At 36.8% G+C, this 15,687-nt stretch carries 14 protein-coding genes; 4 read left to right on the top strand and 10 right to left on the bottom strand.

Going from position 1 to position 15,687, the window contains the following annotated elements:
• Positions 1–85: 85 nt before the first annotated feature.
• Complete coding sequence (locus tag ACFQU5_RS02885) at positions 86–316, bottom strand: hypothetical protein (RefSeq protein WP_390284515.1); 231 nt, start codon at positions 314–316, stop codon at positions 86–88.
• Between the two features lie 333 nt (positions 317–649).
• On the opposite strand from ACFQU5_RS02885, the gene ACFQU5_RS02880 reads away from it, so the two are divergent.
• From ACFQU5_RS02880 to ACFQU5_RS02870, 3 genes are all read left to right on the top strand, one after another.
• Positions 650–1,153: a hypothetical protein gene (locus tag ACFQU5_RS02880; protein ID WP_390284513.1), complete on the top strand. Its 504-nt coding sequence runs from the start codon at positions 650–652 to the stop codon at positions 1,151–1,153.
• Positions 1,154–1,454: 301 nt separating this feature from the next.
• Positions 1,455–2,501, top strand: coding sequence for an NADH:flavin oxidoreductase/NADH oxidase (locus tag ACFQU5_RS02875; protein WP_390284511.1), 1,047 nt, complete (start codon positions 1,455–1,457; stop codon positions 2,499–2,501).
• Between the two features lie 45 nt (positions 2,502–2,546).
• Entirely contained in the window at positions 2,547–2,960 is a 414-nt protein-coding gene (locus ACFQU5_RS02870; protein ID WP_390284509.1) for a MarR family winged helix-turn-helix transcriptional regulator, read from the top strand.
• A 414-nt stretch (positions 2,961–3,374) separates the two neighbouring features.
• On the opposite strand, the gene ACFQU5_RS02865 is transcribed toward ACFQU5_RS02870, so the two are convergent.
• Together ACFQU5_RS02865 and ACFQU5_RS02860 are read right to left on the bottom strand one after the other, a co-directional pair.
• On the bottom strand, positions 3,375–4,862 hold the full coding sequence (locus tag ACFQU5_RS02865) for an MFS transporter (RefSeq protein ID WP_390284507.1): 1,488 nt from the start codon (positions 4,860–4,862) through the stop codon (positions 3,375–3,377).
• A 397-nt stretch (positions 4,863–5,259) separates the two neighbouring features.
• Complete coding sequence (locus tag ACFQU5_RS02860; protein WP_390284505.1) at positions 5,260–6,111, bottom strand: DUF3221 domain-containing protein; 852 nt, start codon at positions 6,109–6,111, stop codon at positions 5,260–5,262.
• Positions 6,112–6,367: 256 nt separating this feature from the next.
• Between ACFQU5_RS02860 and ACFQU5_RS02855 the strand changes: the two genes are divergently transcribed.
• Positions 6,368–6,931, top strand: coding sequence for a DUF7010 family protein (locus ACFQU5_RS02855; protein ID WP_390284503.1), 564 nt, complete (start codon positions 6,368–6,370; stop codon positions 6,929–6,931).
• A 193-nt stretch (positions 6,932–7,124) separates the two neighbouring features.
• Here the strand turns inward: ACFQU5_RS02855 and ACFQU5_RS02850 are convergent, their stop codons facing one another.
• From ACFQU5_RS02850 to ACFQU5_RS02820, 7 genes are all read right to left on the bottom strand, one after another.
• On the bottom strand, positions 7,125–8,192 hold the full coding sequence (locus ACFQU5_RS02850) for an Ldh family oxidoreductase (protein WP_390284501.1): 1,068 nt from the start codon (positions 8,190–8,192) through the stop codon (positions 7,125–7,127).
• Positions 8,192–9,268 carry an Ldh family oxidoreductase gene (locus ACFQU5_RS02845; RefSeq protein ID WP_390284499.1) on the bottom strand — a complete coding sequence of 359 codons (1,077 nt, stop codon included), beginning with the start codon at positions 9,266–9,268 and terminating at the stop codon, positions 8,192–8,194. The genes ACFQU5_RS02850 and ACFQU5_RS02845 overlap by 1 nt, the downstream gene beginning before the upstream one ends.
• Before the next feature lie 3 nt (positions 9,269–9,271).
• Positions 9,272–10,237, bottom strand: coding sequence for a hydroxyacid dehydrogenase (locus ACFQU5_RS02840; protein ID WP_390284497.1), 966 nt, complete (start codon positions 10,235–10,237; stop codon positions 9,272–9,274).
• 195 nt (positions 10,238–10,432) lie between these two features.
• Positions 10,433–11,374, bottom strand: coding sequence for a 5-dehydro-4-deoxyglucarate dehydratase (gene kdgD, locus ACFQU5_RS02835; RefSeq protein ID WP_390284495.1), 942 nt, complete (start codon positions 11,372–11,374; stop codon positions 10,433–10,435).
• 42 nt (positions 11,375–11,416) lie between these two features.
• Positions 11,417–12,946, bottom strand: coding sequence for a galactarate dehydratase (gene garD / locus ACFQU5_RS02830; protein ID WP_390284710.1), 1,530 nt, complete (start codon positions 12,944–12,946; stop codon positions 11,417–11,419).
• A gap of 190 nt (positions 12,947–13,136) precedes the next feature.
• Entirely contained in the window at positions 13,137–14,132 is a 996-nt protein-coding gene (locus ACFQU5_RS02825) for a tripartite tricarboxylate transporter substrate binding protein (RefSeq protein WP_390284493.1), read from the bottom strand.
• 24 nt (positions 14,133–14,156) lie between these two features.
• Entirely contained in the window at positions 14,157–15,677 is a 1,521-nt protein-coding gene (locus ACFQU5_RS02820) for a tripartite tricarboxylate transporter permease (protein ID WP_390284491.1), read from the bottom strand.
• Between the last annotated feature and the right edge of the window lie 10 nt (positions 15,678–15,687).

The following is a 15,687-nucleotide window of genomic DNA, read 5'->3' as shown; positions in this document are numbered from 1 at the left end:
TTGAAGATTGTTTTTCAACTAAGTTCCCCATTATTTTAAGTACACTTTTACAATTTCTTTCATCAAAACTCCCCAGTAAAACAATCTAAAAATCTTTAATAAGTGCATTCAGTACAAGAACTAAAATCCCTAATACAACACATATCTCTACAAAGATTCTACCAATTTTACTATTTTCAGTATCATTCAAATCAACCATATCATCATTGTAATCATTCATATGGTCCATATCTTCACTACGCTGGTGTTTTAGCTCTCTATATAAGCCTTGAACCTTTTTTTGAATGTAGATCTTGTCTCGTTTGTTTTCGTTCAACTACTCCTCCTCCTTTTTAATTATTTGCTTTAACAAATCCCAAAAAGGTATGTCTTAAAACAAAAAGAATTTAGAGAACACAGTTAATTTTGTTCCAGATAAGTACTTATCGGTTGTCGTATAAATTCTATCAATATTTCTAATATTAACACAAATATACAATTATGTTAAAATGCAACCAAAAAGACGCATTCCTTATCAAGAAAAGCGCCAGATTGTTGAAGATTATAAACCACTTTGAGAATATTTCTTAACAAATTCTCTAATAGCTTTCGAATTTTTACATTAAACTTCGTTCAGTTGCAGTGTATATTCATATTAAGGGGGAATAGCATGAAAAAAATTAAGTTAGGTATATTTTTTTGTATCCTTGTAATTTTAATAGGTTGTTCAGATAAAGAAGAAATAGCTTCTATTGCTCAAGATAACACAACTCAAATTAACGATCTTAAAGAAGAAAATCAGAAATTAAAAGATGAATTGCAGAATTTGAAAAGTGATTATAGTGTATATCTCCAACAATTTGACAGTACATCCAGAACGATTATGAAGTTGATCAACGAAGAACAATATGAACAAATAAAAACCGATTATAATACTGATTTTAATGTTTTAGATGGGGAAATAAACTTCAAGACCCCAGCCAATACAAATAGTGCAGGATTCCCAATTGAGAAAGCAAATCTCCCAATGTTCATTGCTTATATAAATGTTCAATCCGACAGTACAGATATTGGTTATTATTTAGAAGACTTGGAAAAAGAAGAGAGGCATTTGATAAGTTTTGTATACGATCAAAAAGGAATTTTCCAATATATATATATTGGTGATGTTTAATTAAATAAGACACCGCTTGCTGGCTTAGACGGTGTCTTTATATTTTTAAGATTTTATAACATAAGTGGTAAACTAATAACGTAAGTTTTAATACCCTCAACAATAGCTTTTTCCTGCTTCTGTACATTCTCTTCATTTTTAAGAATAGCGCCCGTTTGTTGAATAAAGAGATAATGATTATGAAAGCTACCATTATCTATGCCGTAACCCCCTCCCATTACGTTTGCTTATATCTAATAATTGATTTATCATAATTACATGCATGTGCATACATGTAATTATGTACAGGAAGGAAAATATAATGAAAACAATTAATACCCCGTTTAAAATTCAAGGCTTACAACTTAAAAATCGAATTGTAATGGCACCCATGTGTCAATATTCTGTGGAAAAAGAAGATGGAGTACCTAATGATTGGCATTTTGTTCACTACGTCTCCAGAGCTGTAGGTGGCACAGGTCTCATCATTATGGAAATGACGAGTGTGACCCCTGAAGGAAGAATTACGAACCAAGATTTAGGATTATGGGATGATTTTCAAATTCCTGCCTATAAGCGTATTGTATCAGAGGTTCATAAGCATGGTTCAAAAATCGGTATACAAATAGCACATGCAGGTAGAAAAGCTGAAGATGCAGACCAGCCGGTTGGACCTTCAGATTTACAAGGTGAAGCTTTAGCAGAAGAAACAAAATATGGTGGTCTTAAACAACCTCGTGCTTTAACAATTCAGGAAATTAAACAAACGATTGAGCAATTTAAGGATGCGGCCAGAAGAGCAGTCGAAGCAGGTTTTGATACAATAGAGCTTCATGGAGCACATGGCTATCTACTACATCAGTTTATGTCTCCTAGTATTAATAATAGAAACGATGAATATGGTACAGATTTATCTAAATTTGGTGTAGAAGTAATTCGCTCAGTGAAATCCGTAATGCCCGAAGATATGCCCTTAATCATGAGAATTTCTGCAACTGAATATATCGATGGTGGATATGGATTAGAACATTCACTTCATATTGCTGAAAAGTATAAATTAGCTGGCGTGGATATCTTCCATGTTTCGTCGGGAGGAGAAGGAGTACCAGGCACCTTAAAACCTGGAAATTATCCGGGCTATCAAATCCCCTTTGCCAGAGCTTTCAAAGAGAAACTTGAAATCCCTGTCATAGCTGTCGGTATGTTAGATAATCCGCAAGTAGCCGAGGCAACCTTATCAAATAAAGATGCTGATCTAATTGCCGTTGCCAGAGGAATGTTAAATGATCCTTATTGGAGTTTGCATGCAATAAGAGAAGTTACACGGAAGGTAACCCCACCATTTCAATATAGTAGAGGAATACGATAACAGGGAATGATATAATTGGGTTAGCATTTTTGAAAGGTGATGACCATGAATCAACCTGAACAATTAATCTATGATTGGGTTAACTTTTCAAAGTTCCATAATAGAGTTACACAATCACTAGATTATTTCCTTCAACAAAAATACCATTTTGGTTTGAATGAGTTTTACTTAATGATGTTTCTAAATGAAACAAGCGATAAGAAACTCCGACTATCGCAACTTCAGAGTATGATCAGTCTTAGCCAAAGTGCTTTATCCCGTTTGGTTTCAAGACTTGAGCAACACCACCTGCAGCCAGTGGAAAGAGCTAGTTATATTGATGACAAACGAAGTGTTTATGTTGTACTTACTCCCAGTGGTCAACAGCATATAAGAACTATACAAAGTGAGGTAAATCTTATCTTGCAAGAATCGCTTTCAGAAAAGGATATTAGCAACATACAATTATTTACTGAATAGAAATCCATACAAATGCATTACCCAAGTATCTTCTGAGAAGTTACTGGGTAATGCATTTTTGCATGAGTTGATGTGATTAGGATGAGAATTAGTTCTATGAATATCTTTATTAGGTTCTCTCTAAGTCTGAATCTATAAAAGAACTATTCAACAATCTGGCCCGATTGTTGAATAACAAAATCATAGTTTTTACGAAAAAGCAAAAGTAATTGGTATTCCAATTACTTTGACCTAAAACTTTTTTATGAAGTTTGTTAGCACTGTTTCATCTAACTAATTGCTATTTATCACTGTGGGTCGCTTATCAAATATCCTCAAGGTACTAATGGAATTCAAAAAGAAAGGGCGCAATTTCATTAGAATTGCGCCCTTCGAATATAAGATAATAAAATACTTCTTTTAATTGCTCATAATTTACTTTCCGTCTTCCGAACGATCTTCAATACGCTCTTCTATTTCTTTCTTTTCTTCAGTCCACCATAATGCTTCTTCTGGTTCTTCCAAAATCTCTTTTATTTCAGCTTTCTCTTCAACCGCCGGAGGTGAACCTCGAAGAGCTTTTCCTGAAGTATCTTTTAGAAAAAGGGTTACCACAATTAAACCAACAATCGATGCAAATATCGCATAGTAGGCAGGTATCATTTGATTCGCCGTTTTGCTAATTAGCCAAGATACAAGTAAAGGTGTCGTTCCCCCGAACAACGATGCAGAAATATTAAATGTAATCGCCAATGCCCCATTCCTTACATTTGTAAAAAATAGAGAAGGTAATAGTGCTGGCATTGTCCCCTGGAAAGAAGCGGAAAATATCCCAAGAATCATTAACCCAAAAAATACATGTATGGTATTTCCACTGCCGATTAAATTAAACGCAGGTATACTTAAAAGAATCAACCCGATTAAACCGCCTTGAATTACTTTCTTTGCTCCAATACGGTCACTAAAATAGCCCATTAACAGAACAATCGGAATCATAATTACCATTACAATAACAATTAACAAAAGTCCTTCTGTTTCTCCATAACCAAGAACAGCGGTTAAATGAGATGGCATATATGATAAAACGATATAATTTACAACAATATAAAAGAAAACAACAAACATACCAATCAGGATTGCTCTCCAATGGTACTGTAATATATGCTTTACGGATTCATCATCATCGTCGGATTTATTTTCCTGCATTGCCTCAAATGCAGGTGTTTCCTCTAAATTATTTCGCAAATAAAAGCCAATTAAACCAATAGGGGCAGATAAGAAAAAAGGAATACGCCAACCCCATTCCAACATTGTATCCTCCCCTAAAATATAGGTGAGTAGAGTAACAAGACCAGCTCCGGCGATATAGCCAACTAAGGTACCTACCTCCAGACCACTTGACATAAAACCTCTTTTTTTATCGGGTGTGGATTCGGCAATAAACGTCATAGCACCTGAATATTCTCCACCCGCTGAAAATCCTTGAACTAGACGAGCAATGAGTAAAAGCACTGTCGCAGTAGTGCCAATTGATGAATAGCCTGGGATTAAGCCAATACTTAACGTTGCCAGAGCCATCATCATTAAGGTAATAGCTAAGACTTTTTTACGGCCTAAACGGTCCCCAAGCATTCCAAAGAAAATCCCGCCAATAGGTCGAGCTATAAAGGCAACTGCAAATGTTGCAAAAGCAAATACCAATTGCATCGGTCCACTTACTTCAGGGAAAAATACTTGTCCAATTGTAACTGCTAGATACGAGTAAATTCCAAAATCAAACCATTCCATTCCATTACCAACAGAAGTTGCAAAAACGGCTTTACGTGCGGAATCCGTGTCAACAATAGTAATTTCTTCTTTTTTCAACTTTGGTTTCGATTTTCTTTTCAAATTTGGGCTATTATTATTCTCGTTATAAGCCAATCGAAATCCTCCTTGTTGATTTATTGATGTTAATCTTAAACTATCCAAAATTGAAATTATTATTTATCTCTGTTCAATTTAATGACCTAATGAAAAACACTTTCCTTTTTGAATAGGAAAGTGCCTGATTGTTGAATACTGTGTTTCTATATACTTGCTAGTTCCTGCATAAATGCTTCATATCGTTCAGTAACAGATTTTCATTTTGATATATATATTTTATTTTCAGTGTTTCGTTCTTTGAATGTCCTCACCAATCTTCTTTTGCCTAAGATGAAAGAAATTATAAATAATAGTAACGGTACGCTCTCTATCAAAAAGAACACTAAGGATGATTTACGGTTACCATTAATACTACTTGCCATCTATTAATATTTCCATACTCCCAAAACCTCCTTTATTGTAGCTGAATAGCAACCGCATAACCAGAAGCCGGCAGCGATTCCTCAATGCCGCCATCTGTCCAAACCGCTACTTTGTCCCCTACATTTAATTGTTCGGCTCCGATTGTGTTGCCATTCTGATCTTTAATCACCGTTGCACTATTGACTAATACATAAATTTGATTGTCAATCAAAAAAACTAGGTTCTCGGCTTCCTTTTCCTCCATAATATTACCGACAATATAAGGTTGAGCTGTTGGAATCCCCTGCTCATCGACTGATCCCATAACGCCTTCTTCTATGCGGACAATCCCCTCGTTTCCAACGGTAATTTCAGCAAGGAGTTCCTCATTTAAATCTTCTCGATTTGACACATAAAGATCGATCCGATTTTCCATTTCGTTGATGCCGAATGACAATACGGGTCGTTCTGTAACGATTAATGCCTCATGAGATGTATTTAATTGATTCGCTACCTTTTCTAGTGTTAGATAAGAAAACGTTGCAGACTTTAATTTTACCCTATATTCCCCTTCACCTTTGCCCATTTGCAGTGAATATTTTCCAATATCATCTGCTACATCTTCGAGAGGATATAATTCCTGTATCAAGATAACGAAATGCTTAAATGGTTCATGTTCCAAATAGAGTCCTGAGTAAGCCTTTTCTTCAAGCTCATCAGCAACATAACTACGTATAAGTTGAACAGCTTCCTCATCCGTTGTTGCTGCGATAGTAATCTCCACTTCTTCAATGGATGCCGGCAGTTCCTCGTTTGGATTTTTTTTTGATAGTGTATTACTTTTTCCTTGTCCACAGGCAGTTAAAACCAATGCAACAACCATTAGCAATATTATTCTTTTCAATTTAATCGCCTCCATATTGAATGAGTCGGATTCAGCGATGTTTCGTTTCATGTTATTTATCTAGTCTCTTCCAACAGCTACCTTCATAGTGTCTATAGCAGATAATACATCATCCTTTTTTATCAGATTCTCATTTCCGAAAAGAGTTCCTTAAGATTTAATTTAATTGGAAGAGAAATAGAAAATGTAGTGTATAAATGATTCATAAAAAAATACAGAAGAGCGAAATATTAGCAATTATAAAAGGGGAAAAGATATGGATTTAATGGCAATGAAAAATGAATTATCTCTCAAAAGCAAAAATGGTACCTCATTCTTGTTATCAGGTGTAATTATATGGGGCATCATCACCATTCTCTTTTTGCAATCGTTTGAAATCAATATGAAGAATATATTTGCCTTGTATTCAACTGGTTTAATGTTTCCATTAGCAGTTTTGATTTCAAAGTTTATGAAAGTTGATTGGAAGGCTAAGAGCAACCCACTCGGTAATCTAGGTTTAATTTTGAACTTAGCACAGTTTGTTTATTTCCCATTAATATTTTGGGCTTTCTTTTCAAAACCAAATGAAGCGCTTGTATTTTTTGCCATGGTAACGAGTGCACATTTCTTTCCATATGGTCGGCTATATAATACAAAAGTGTATTATATCTTATCCCCTATAATGGTTCTGTTAGTTTTTTTAATTGGTATGAAATTAAATGATGCATACTTATGGGTAATTCCTTTAACAATGTTAGTATCGTTGTTGTTTTTAAATTTATTCCTATTAATAGATTACAAGAAAAAAGTGTCTGTACATCTGAACTTAAAGATATAACTAAAAGCCTTGGAAAACTGAAGGCCAATACTACTAAATAAAGCCATACCCCCTCATTCTTGGGGGATATGGCCTACGTTAATAATGCTTTCGACATAGCTAACCGCTATCTCAACCTTCTTGTAATTATCTATTCATACAAATGAAAAAACGTATGATTTTAGTTATGAAACCCGATTGCTAAAAACTCTCCTTAATATACTTCATTTAATATTTGTTCATAGCGTTCCACGTTAACATTATACTTCTTTGCTAATGAAATCAGTTCTAGATAAATCTCCTTATCTAACTCTATTCCATTTTCAAGTTGTTCGCATTTTTTCTCATGTTCAATTTGTCCAGGGAACATGACACGATTAAAGCCTTCTATCGGTTCAGAATTAACAATTTGGTCGATGCGCTCTTTCATATTTTTATAAAAATCTTCTAAATCGATAAACTTAGAAATATCAATTGCCCCAAAAAGATGACCTAAGTTTTGAGGAATATCTTCCTCATACTGACGTGGCACACCACTACCAAAGTTTGCATCGGTTAATACGCCAGCTAATATATCAACCATAATCGCTAAACCAGAGCCTTTCGCACCCATTGGTAGAATATATCCCTGTAATGCTTCAGTCGGGTCTGTTGTTTTATTCCCATCAACCGTGATGGCCCAATTTTCGGGAATTTTTTGATTTAACTTTTGCGCTAAATTAATGCGGCCTCTCGCTGTGATTGCTGTTGACATATCGAGCGTTACAATAACATCTGACCCAGTCGGTACACTAATACAAATCGGATTTGTCCCTAGAGACGGTGTTTTTCCCCCATAAGGCACCATAAGACTAGAGGAATTTGTAAACGCGAAACCAATCATGTCTTTTTTCGCAGCCATTTTTGTATAGTAAGACGCTATGCCAAAGTGATTCGAATGGTTTACTGCTCCAAAACTTACGCCATATATTTTGGCACGTTCAACACATTCCTCCATGGCCTTCTTCCCTGCTACGGCACCCCAGCCATTATTGGCATTCCAAGTAAACGTTGTTATTTGATCGCGTTCTACTGCAATTTCAGTAGAGGCTGAAATCAAATTTTTCTCTTGTCTTACTAGGTAATCAAACACCTTGGTCACTCCGTGTGATGAGACACCTGTTAAATCGGCTTCAATTAAATTATCAATGATGATTTTCGCTTCATGCTGTGGGACTTTACAGGTAAAGACTTCTACACAAAGTGCAGATAATACAACCTCTTTTAGAATGATTTTCCCCATTAGATTTCGCCTCCAATGGCCGAATGTAATTCTTCTATGAATAATGTGTCAACTTCATATGTTTTCGCCAATGAAATTAATTCTTCTAAAACAATTTTATCCAAAGGGATCCCTTGCAGACTATTCTTCTGATACGTTTCGTACGACTGCTGGCCAGGCATTACAACCCGATCAAATCCTTCTAATGGTTCTGTCGAAACGGTCTCATTTACTTTGACTTCTATTCGGTCAAAAAATTTGTTCGTATCTATGAAACTTTCAATATTCATAGCAGCAAAGAGATGACCCAGTTTTTGAGGTTCAGTTCCATCAAATTGGGATGGAATATTAGCACCGAAGTTAGAACCCGTTAATATGCCTGAAAGAATATCCAGCATGATTGCCATACCGGAACCTTTGGCGCCAAGAGGCAACAAATACCCTTGCATCGCTTCTTCTGGATCTGTTGTATTTTCACCATCGATTGTAATTGCCCATCCATTCGGAATGGGTTTTCCATCCCGTTGGGCAATCGCGATTTTACCTCTTGCTACATTACTTGTCGACATATCCAGCGTAATAATAAAGTCATTTTTCGTTGGAACACTCATACTTAATGCATTTGCTCCGATACTTGGTGTTTTAGCTCCAAACGGCACCATATAATTCGAGGCATTCGAGAAAGCAAAACCAATCATTCCTTCACGGGCTGCCCTCATTGTATAATACCTTCCAATCCCATAATGGTTGGAATTTTTAACACCAACGAAACTTGCGTTATACTCCTTACTCTTCTCGATACAAAGATTCATTGCGTAAACAGAAGCCACTTGCCCCCAGCCGTTATTCGCATTAATGAGTGCCACTGCATTCATGTCGCGTTCTAATTGAATTTCGGTTTTTGGCTCAATGAGTTTGCTATTTAAGCGGTCCAAGCTCGCTTTAAGTTTAATAACACCGTGGGAATGAACACCATACAAATCCGCGAAAACGAGAGAATCCGAGATGATTTCCGCTTCGCAACGATCTAATCGTTTTGCCAAAATTTCCGTACATAACGATTGTAATTGATTTTGTTTGATTCGCATTTTCCCCATGTATTACCTCCTTGCCACTTGTTCGTTCAGGCAGAAAGATGGCTGCTTGCCACATTTCACATCGACAATTTGAGTAGCCGTTACGATAGCCATATCCCTCATAGCATCTACTGTTAAAGCTGCGACGTGAGGTGTAAGTACTGCTTGATCAACTGAATACCACCCGTCATTAATGTCAAACGGCTCTCCTTCAAATACATCTAATGCGGCCCCGGCAATTATGCCGTTATTAATGGCATCCAAGACCGCTTGCTCATCTAGAATACCACCTCTTGCAGCGTTTATTAAATATCCAGTAGGCTTCATTTGAGCAAGCTCACTTTCACCAATTAAGTGATGGGTGGACGGCAGATACGGTACGTGAAGTGAAATAAAGTCCGCACTTTTTAATAACATTTCCATTGAATCGACAAGTTGAATATACTCTTCATCCAATTCTTTGACATACGGATCATAAGCGATAATATTCATGCCAAAACCAAAGTGAGCCTTTTGTGCAACTAGCTTTCCGATATTTCCTATACCAATTAGACCTACTGTTTTATTTTTCAGTTCAATACCCATTAATCCATTACGTTTGTTAAATTGATTTGTTTTGACTGCAATTTGCCCTTCATTTACGCGTTTTGCCAACGCCATCATAAGCATAACTGTGTGTTCGGCTACTGAATTAATATTGGACAATGGCGCATAGCACACTTTAATTCCTTTTGAAATGGCATGCTCCACATCGATTTGGTCAAATCCTACACCATGCCTTGCAATGATTTTTAAATTTCTGGCTTGATCAATCATTTCCTTTCTGAAGTTTGTTGTCCGAAGAAGCACAGCATCGACTTCTTCTATATATTTTTCAATTTCTTGTTCAGAATCATTGGGTAAACAAATTACCGTACATTGGTTCTGTTCAAGAATATCTAGCGCTTCTTGAGAAACAGGCAAAGGAATTAACACCTTGAACTTTTCCATTTTTCCACATCCTTATTAATAATTAAAGAAGAGATATACAATTATCTCTCCTTTCACTTGGTGACTATATTCGTTTCTTGACAAAAATGTATTAATGATAATAATTGATGCATTGCATATATTCAGCAGCTCAATCTTTACCCATAAGGGCTTAGAGTATTTTTATGAGAAATCCATTCACAATTCATGCAGATATCATGAATTGCTATTTACACTCCCACCAGGCACTTCAACATATTTCTCTTTTGCTAGATTAATAATTTCTGTTAATGCATCATAATGATGTTGTTCTACTGGTGCAATAGGTGGACGAACATGAGTATCTACCGCTAGTCCGACAATATTCATCCCTGCTTTTATGAGTGATACGGCATACCCTTTCTTTTGTTTTCTAATATTGTGAATAGGGAAGATCACGTCTTCATAAATTTGTTTAACTTTTTCTTCATTACCATTTAAGAGCGCATTTAAATATTGCCTTGATACGTAAGGAATATAATTTGAGATAGCAGATGAATACGTATCAAAGCCTATATTTAAATAAGTAGGCATTGTCACTTCTGCTAATGGCATACCATTGATCCAAGCCAAACGATTACCTAACGCTTGTGTAAATTCAACATTTGTCTCAATATTGCCTACCCCATCTTTGAAACCAACTAGTTGAGGTATTTCAGCTAATTTTTTCAATGTGTCCAACGTCAGAATGCAGTTATCGCGTTGGTATACAATTGCGTTCAAATCTGTACTTTCAATAATTGATTTCAAATATGCATAGATGCCGTCTTGTGAAGGATCAATTAAATAGGGCGGTAATATTAAGTACCCTTCTACACCATGTTTTGCAGATAACTCGGTTTGTCTCAGCGCTTCTGTAATTTTGCCCCCGACTCCTGTATAAATTGGCACGCGGTTTTGTACGGTTTCTTTCGCTTTAATAATAAGTTGTTCGTACTCTTTTTCATTAATGGCATGAAACTCACCTGCTCCACATGCAATAAACACTGAAGTTAATCCATTATCGATTAAAAACTCAATATTTTCTTGGAAGCTCTCATAGTTAATGGATAGGTCCTCATTCATCGGTGTTACCGGAAAGCCTAAAATTCCTCTTGGAATCGATCGTTCAACTGTCATTTACATTCCCCTTTTCAAATCGTAATATTGTAAGACAAAAATTCAAGTAATTGGAGCAGGATTAAATAATGTTATATCGTTAGTGATACCCCACTTGTCGCCCCAAGTTTTTTCTTCACCACTTGCCACACGGATAATGGAGTCGAAGATTTTTTGCCCTACTTCTTCCAATGTTTCTTCACCAGTAGCAATTGTTCCAGCATCTAGATCTATTAAATCGTGCCATTCTTTTTTTAATGAGCTTCGCGTAGAAACTTTGATGACTGGTACCACGGGTAAGTTATATGGAGTCCCCCGTCCGGTTGTGAAAATTTGCAAATGAATCCCTGACGCTGCTTGAAGCGTCCCACATACAAAGTCACTTGCCGGAGTTGCCGCAAATACCAATCCCTTTTTCCGCACTTTTTCCCCTGGACCAAGTACATCCACAATTGGAGAAGTACCAGATTTCACGATAGACCCTAACGCTTTTTCTACAATATTAGAGAGTCCACCTTTTTTATTGCCAGGAGATGGATTAGCACTGCGGTCTGCACTTCCTTTGGCTAAATAGTGATCGTACCACTTCATTTCTCTGATTAAAGCCTTCCCAACTTGCTCATTTTCTGCTCTAGGTGTTAATAGATGAATGGCATCACGAACTTCTGTCACTTCGGAAAATAATACAGTTGCGCCAGCTTTAACTAATAGATCAGTAGCATAACCGACAGCTGGATTCGCTGTAACACCGGAAAAAGCATCACTTCCTCCACATTGGACACCAATAACCAGATCACTAATCGGACAATCTTGTCGCTTGCGAACATTTAATTTTTTTAATTTTTCTTCTGCCATTTTCAAAATATCTTCCACCATATTTTGAAAACCAGTCTTTTCCTGAAGCAGCAATATATTTCTTGCGTCATCGGTAATAACCGATGCCTGTAATTTTTCGCAGCCCAATCCAACGACCATTATTTCTCCACCAAAGTTTGCATGTGTTGATAGATTCGTAATCGTTCGTATTGGAATCTCCGCGTCTTCCGCTTGAATTGCCACACCGCAACCATAAGCGTGTTTTAGTGCTACAACATCATCGACATTTTCATATAACGGAAGCAGTTCTTTTTTTATTTTTGCAACTGCATAATCCAGGACTCCAACAACACACTGTACACTCGTCGTAATCCCTAAAATGTTCTTTGTCCCGACCGTGCCATTGCTATTTCGGAACCCTTTAAAAGTGAGGTTTGTTTGTTCAGCTTTTATTTCTTTAATATTGGTACTAATATTTAAGTTTTCTAGTGAAGGCGGCGTTGGTAATGTCAACATTGACTCTCGAATCCATCTTCCTTTTTCAATTCGCTGAACCGCATAGCCAATAATCTCGCCATATCGACGAAGGATACCGCCTTCTTCTACTGCTTCTAGTGCAATTTTATGGCCTTGAGGAATTTTTTCAATTGCTTCTATGCCACTATCAAACTTAGCTCCCGCATCTACTCCTCGATCATTAACAACAATTGCTGTATTATCTTGTGGATGCACTTTTATATAGAGCGGTTTTGTTCCTACCACCACTTGCAATCCCACCTTTACCAAGGTTTTTATCACTTTAACCTGAAGTATCCACTGAGCAAGTTAAGATATACTCCGGATTAAAACACTCCAATTTTCCAATCTCAAGCTTTATGGCATTTTGTTACTTAGAGTAGACTATCCAAATCTGGATAGTCTACAATAGGCCAAACTTTTTCTCAATAAATTTGGTTATCGTAATTCTTTATTGAGCTGCGTCTAACAATGCCTTATATTCTTCTGTTGTTTTTTCAAAATGCGCACTTAAGTCATCTGGGCTTAGATAGTTTGTATCTAATAAGTGAGGTTCAATTTCCTTTTGGAACTCAGGATTATTTGTCACATTTTCCAAAGCTTCACTAAATTTATCCACCACTTCTTGTGGAGTATCTTTTGGGAATGCCCAATAGAAGAATTTATCAAACTTCAAATCAACACCTTGTTCAACAAAAGTCGGAACATCCGGTGCTCCAGCCAAGCGTTCTTCCGACATGACACCTAAAGAACGGAAATCTCCAGACTCGATATATTCTTGAACCAATCCCAGCTGAGTTGGAATAATATCAATTTGTCCACCTAATAAAGCCGTAGTTTTTTCTGCTGCACTTCCAACATCAACAATTTTAAATTCTGTATCTGTTAGATTTTGGAACGCAAGCAGCTGTAAATGAGTAAATGCGCCAGTTTCTGTTGCAATTGTAATTTCACCTGGTTTTTCTTTTGCTGCATCAATTAATGATTGCAAATCCGTAAATTCCGAATCTGCACTCACAATAAAGGAATTTGATAAGTCTGTGATTGCAGAGCCGGCTAATTGATAATCTTCATAACCAAAGTCCGCCAATTCTAGTAAACTATTGATAATAGTTGAATTATGAAATGATAAAGCAGTGTAACCATCAGGATCCGCATCTATTACTTGCTGTGCACCCACAGTACCTCCCGACCCATTCACGTTAGTAACAACTAAATTGCCATCCAACTCTTCTGCTAAATATTCCGCCGTAATACGGGTATTTCTGTCTGTATCACCGCCTGCACCAGCAGGAACTATAATATTAATCGGTTTTGTTGGATAGCTTGATTCGCCACCGTCAGAATTGCTGCTGCTATTGCTGCCGCTATCACTGTTGCTACACGCACCCAACAACATTGACAGCGCTACCAAACTTACTGCCGCTTTACTGATACTTTTTTTCATATTCCATGTCCCCTTTATAATTTTTTAACCTGCTATTTTAGCAGATTTAGCCATACGTGATTTTCTATCTTTTATAATGCTGAACACAATCGATAAAACTGTAGCTAGTAAGAACAGTCCAGAAATTGGTTCAGTCAAAAAAGGCATGAAGCTTCCGTCTGATAATTGCAACCCTCTTCTCAAATTTGTTTCTAATAATGGTCCTAGAATAAATCCTAGAATAAGAGGTACAAGTGGAAATTTTGTTTTAACCATTAAATAACCAATGATTCCAAAAGCCAGTAGTGCAAATGCATCAAATAAACGATTATTAACCCCAAACGCACCTACAACACAAAGTGCGATAATAATCGGATAAAGGTAATACTTCTCTATGCTAAGCATTTTTACAAACCCACGCATGCCCAGATATAACAGGATTACCATGAAAATATTAGCGATAAATAAAGCCGCATAAATAGAGTAAACAACCGGACCGTTCTGTTCTATAAGCAGGGGGCCCGGTTGAAGACCATGTAGCATGAGCCCTCCCAATAACATTGCCGTAACCGTATCACCTGGTATGCCAAGTGAAATTAACGGAACCATATCACCACCAATAGTAGCATTATTCGATGCCTCGGAAGCGACAACACCGTCATCTATACCAGTTCCAAATTTTTCAGGATACTTTGATTGTTTCTTTGCAGTCCCATATGCAACTAGGTTTGCGGTTCCGCCTCCAATACCAGGCAATATCCCAATTCCTAAACCAATCAGTGTTGATCTGATGAAGTTCCATTTCTGTTTCCAAAAATCTTTAAGCGACCACCCTAAGCCTTTAATTTTTACCTGTTTCATATTAACTTGACTATTTGGCGTATTGATTTGATTTTTGTTTTCTATTATTTTCAACATTTCCGATATCGCAAATATTCCTATTAATACAGGCAGCATATTAAAACCTGCAGAAAGTTCGCTTATTCCAAATGTAAACCTTGGATACGCGTCTATTGGTGCAGAGCCGACAAAAGCAAATGTTAAACCAAGTAAGGCGCTAATTAGCGCTTTTAATAGTGAACCCTCTGAAAGACTTGAAATTAATGTTAAAGCAAGGAGTGCTACTGCAAAAAATTCAAAAGGTCCAAAATTTAATGCAAACTTTGCTAGAGGCTCTGCTACTAATACAAGCACAATTATGCTGATCAACCCTGCCCAAAATGAAGTGATTATGGATATCCCAAATGCTCTGCCCGCTAATCCTTTCTGGGCCATTGGATATCCATCAAAAGTCGTCGCGACCGAAGATGGAGTACCCGGCAAATTAAGCAGCACTGACGGGATAAATCCTCCGGAAGATCCGCCAATATAAAGTCCTATTAATAATGCAAACCCCTCAACCGGCCCCATTCCATAGGTAATGGGTAAACAAATAGCAACTGCCATAGTAGCAGATAATCCCGGTATCAAACCAAACATTAAACCGAGAAGTGTACCCCCTAATATAAGCAACATCGTCTGGAAATTCAAAACAAGCGAAAACCCTTCAATAACTAAATCAAACATAATTCCCCCC

This window comes from Ureibacillus sp. GCM10028918 (genome assembly GCF_042666115.1).
Lineage (GTDB): Bacteria > Bacillota > Bacilli > Bacillales_A > Planococcaceae > Ureibacillus.
This window is presented reverse-complemented; position numbering and strand designations above follow the sequence as displayed.

Bases quoted from the DNA above. Each gene is read 5' to 3' on its own strand.
- ACFQU5_RS02880 (WP_390284513.1), top strand. From the start codon at position 650: ATGAAAAAAATTAAGTTAGGTATATTTTTTTGTATCCTTGTAATTTTA.
- ACFQU5_RS02875 (WP_390284511.1), top strand. From the start codon at position 1,455: ATGAAAACAATTAATACCCCGTTTAAAATTCAAGGCTTACAACTTAAA.
- ACFQU5_RS02870 (WP_390284509.1), top strand. From the start codon at position 2,547: ATGAATCAACCTGAACAATTAATCTATGATTGGGTTAACTTTTCAAAG.
- ACFQU5_RS02855 (WP_390284503.1), top strand. From the start codon at position 6,368: ATGGATTTAATGGCAATGAAAAATGAATTATCTCTCAAAAGCAAAAAT.
- ACFQU5_RS02850 (WP_390284501.1), bottom strand. From the start codon at position 8,192: ATGGGGAAAATCATTCTAAAAGAGGTTGTATTATCTGCACTTTGTGTA.
- ACFQU5_RS02845 (WP_390284499.1), bottom strand. From the start codon at position 9,268: ATGGGGAAAATGCGAATCAAACAAAATCAATTACAATCGTTATGTACG.
- ACFQU5_RS02840 (WP_390284497.1), bottom strand. From the start codon at position 10,237: ATGGAAAAGTTCAAGGTGTTAATTCCTTTGCCTGTTTCTCAAGAAGCG.
- kdgD (WP_390284495.1), bottom strand. From the start codon at position 11,374: ATGACAGTTGAACGATCGATTCCAAGAGGAATTTTAGGCTTTCCGGTA.
- ACFQU5_RS02825 (WP_390284493.1), bottom strand. From the start codon at position 14,132: ATGAAAAAAAGTATCAGTAAAGCGGCAGTAAGTTTGGTAGCGCTGTCA.
- ACFQU5_RS02820 (WP_390284491.1), bottom strand. From the start codon at position 15,677: ATGTTTGATTTAGTTATTGAAGGGTTTTCGCTTGTTTTGAATTTCCAG.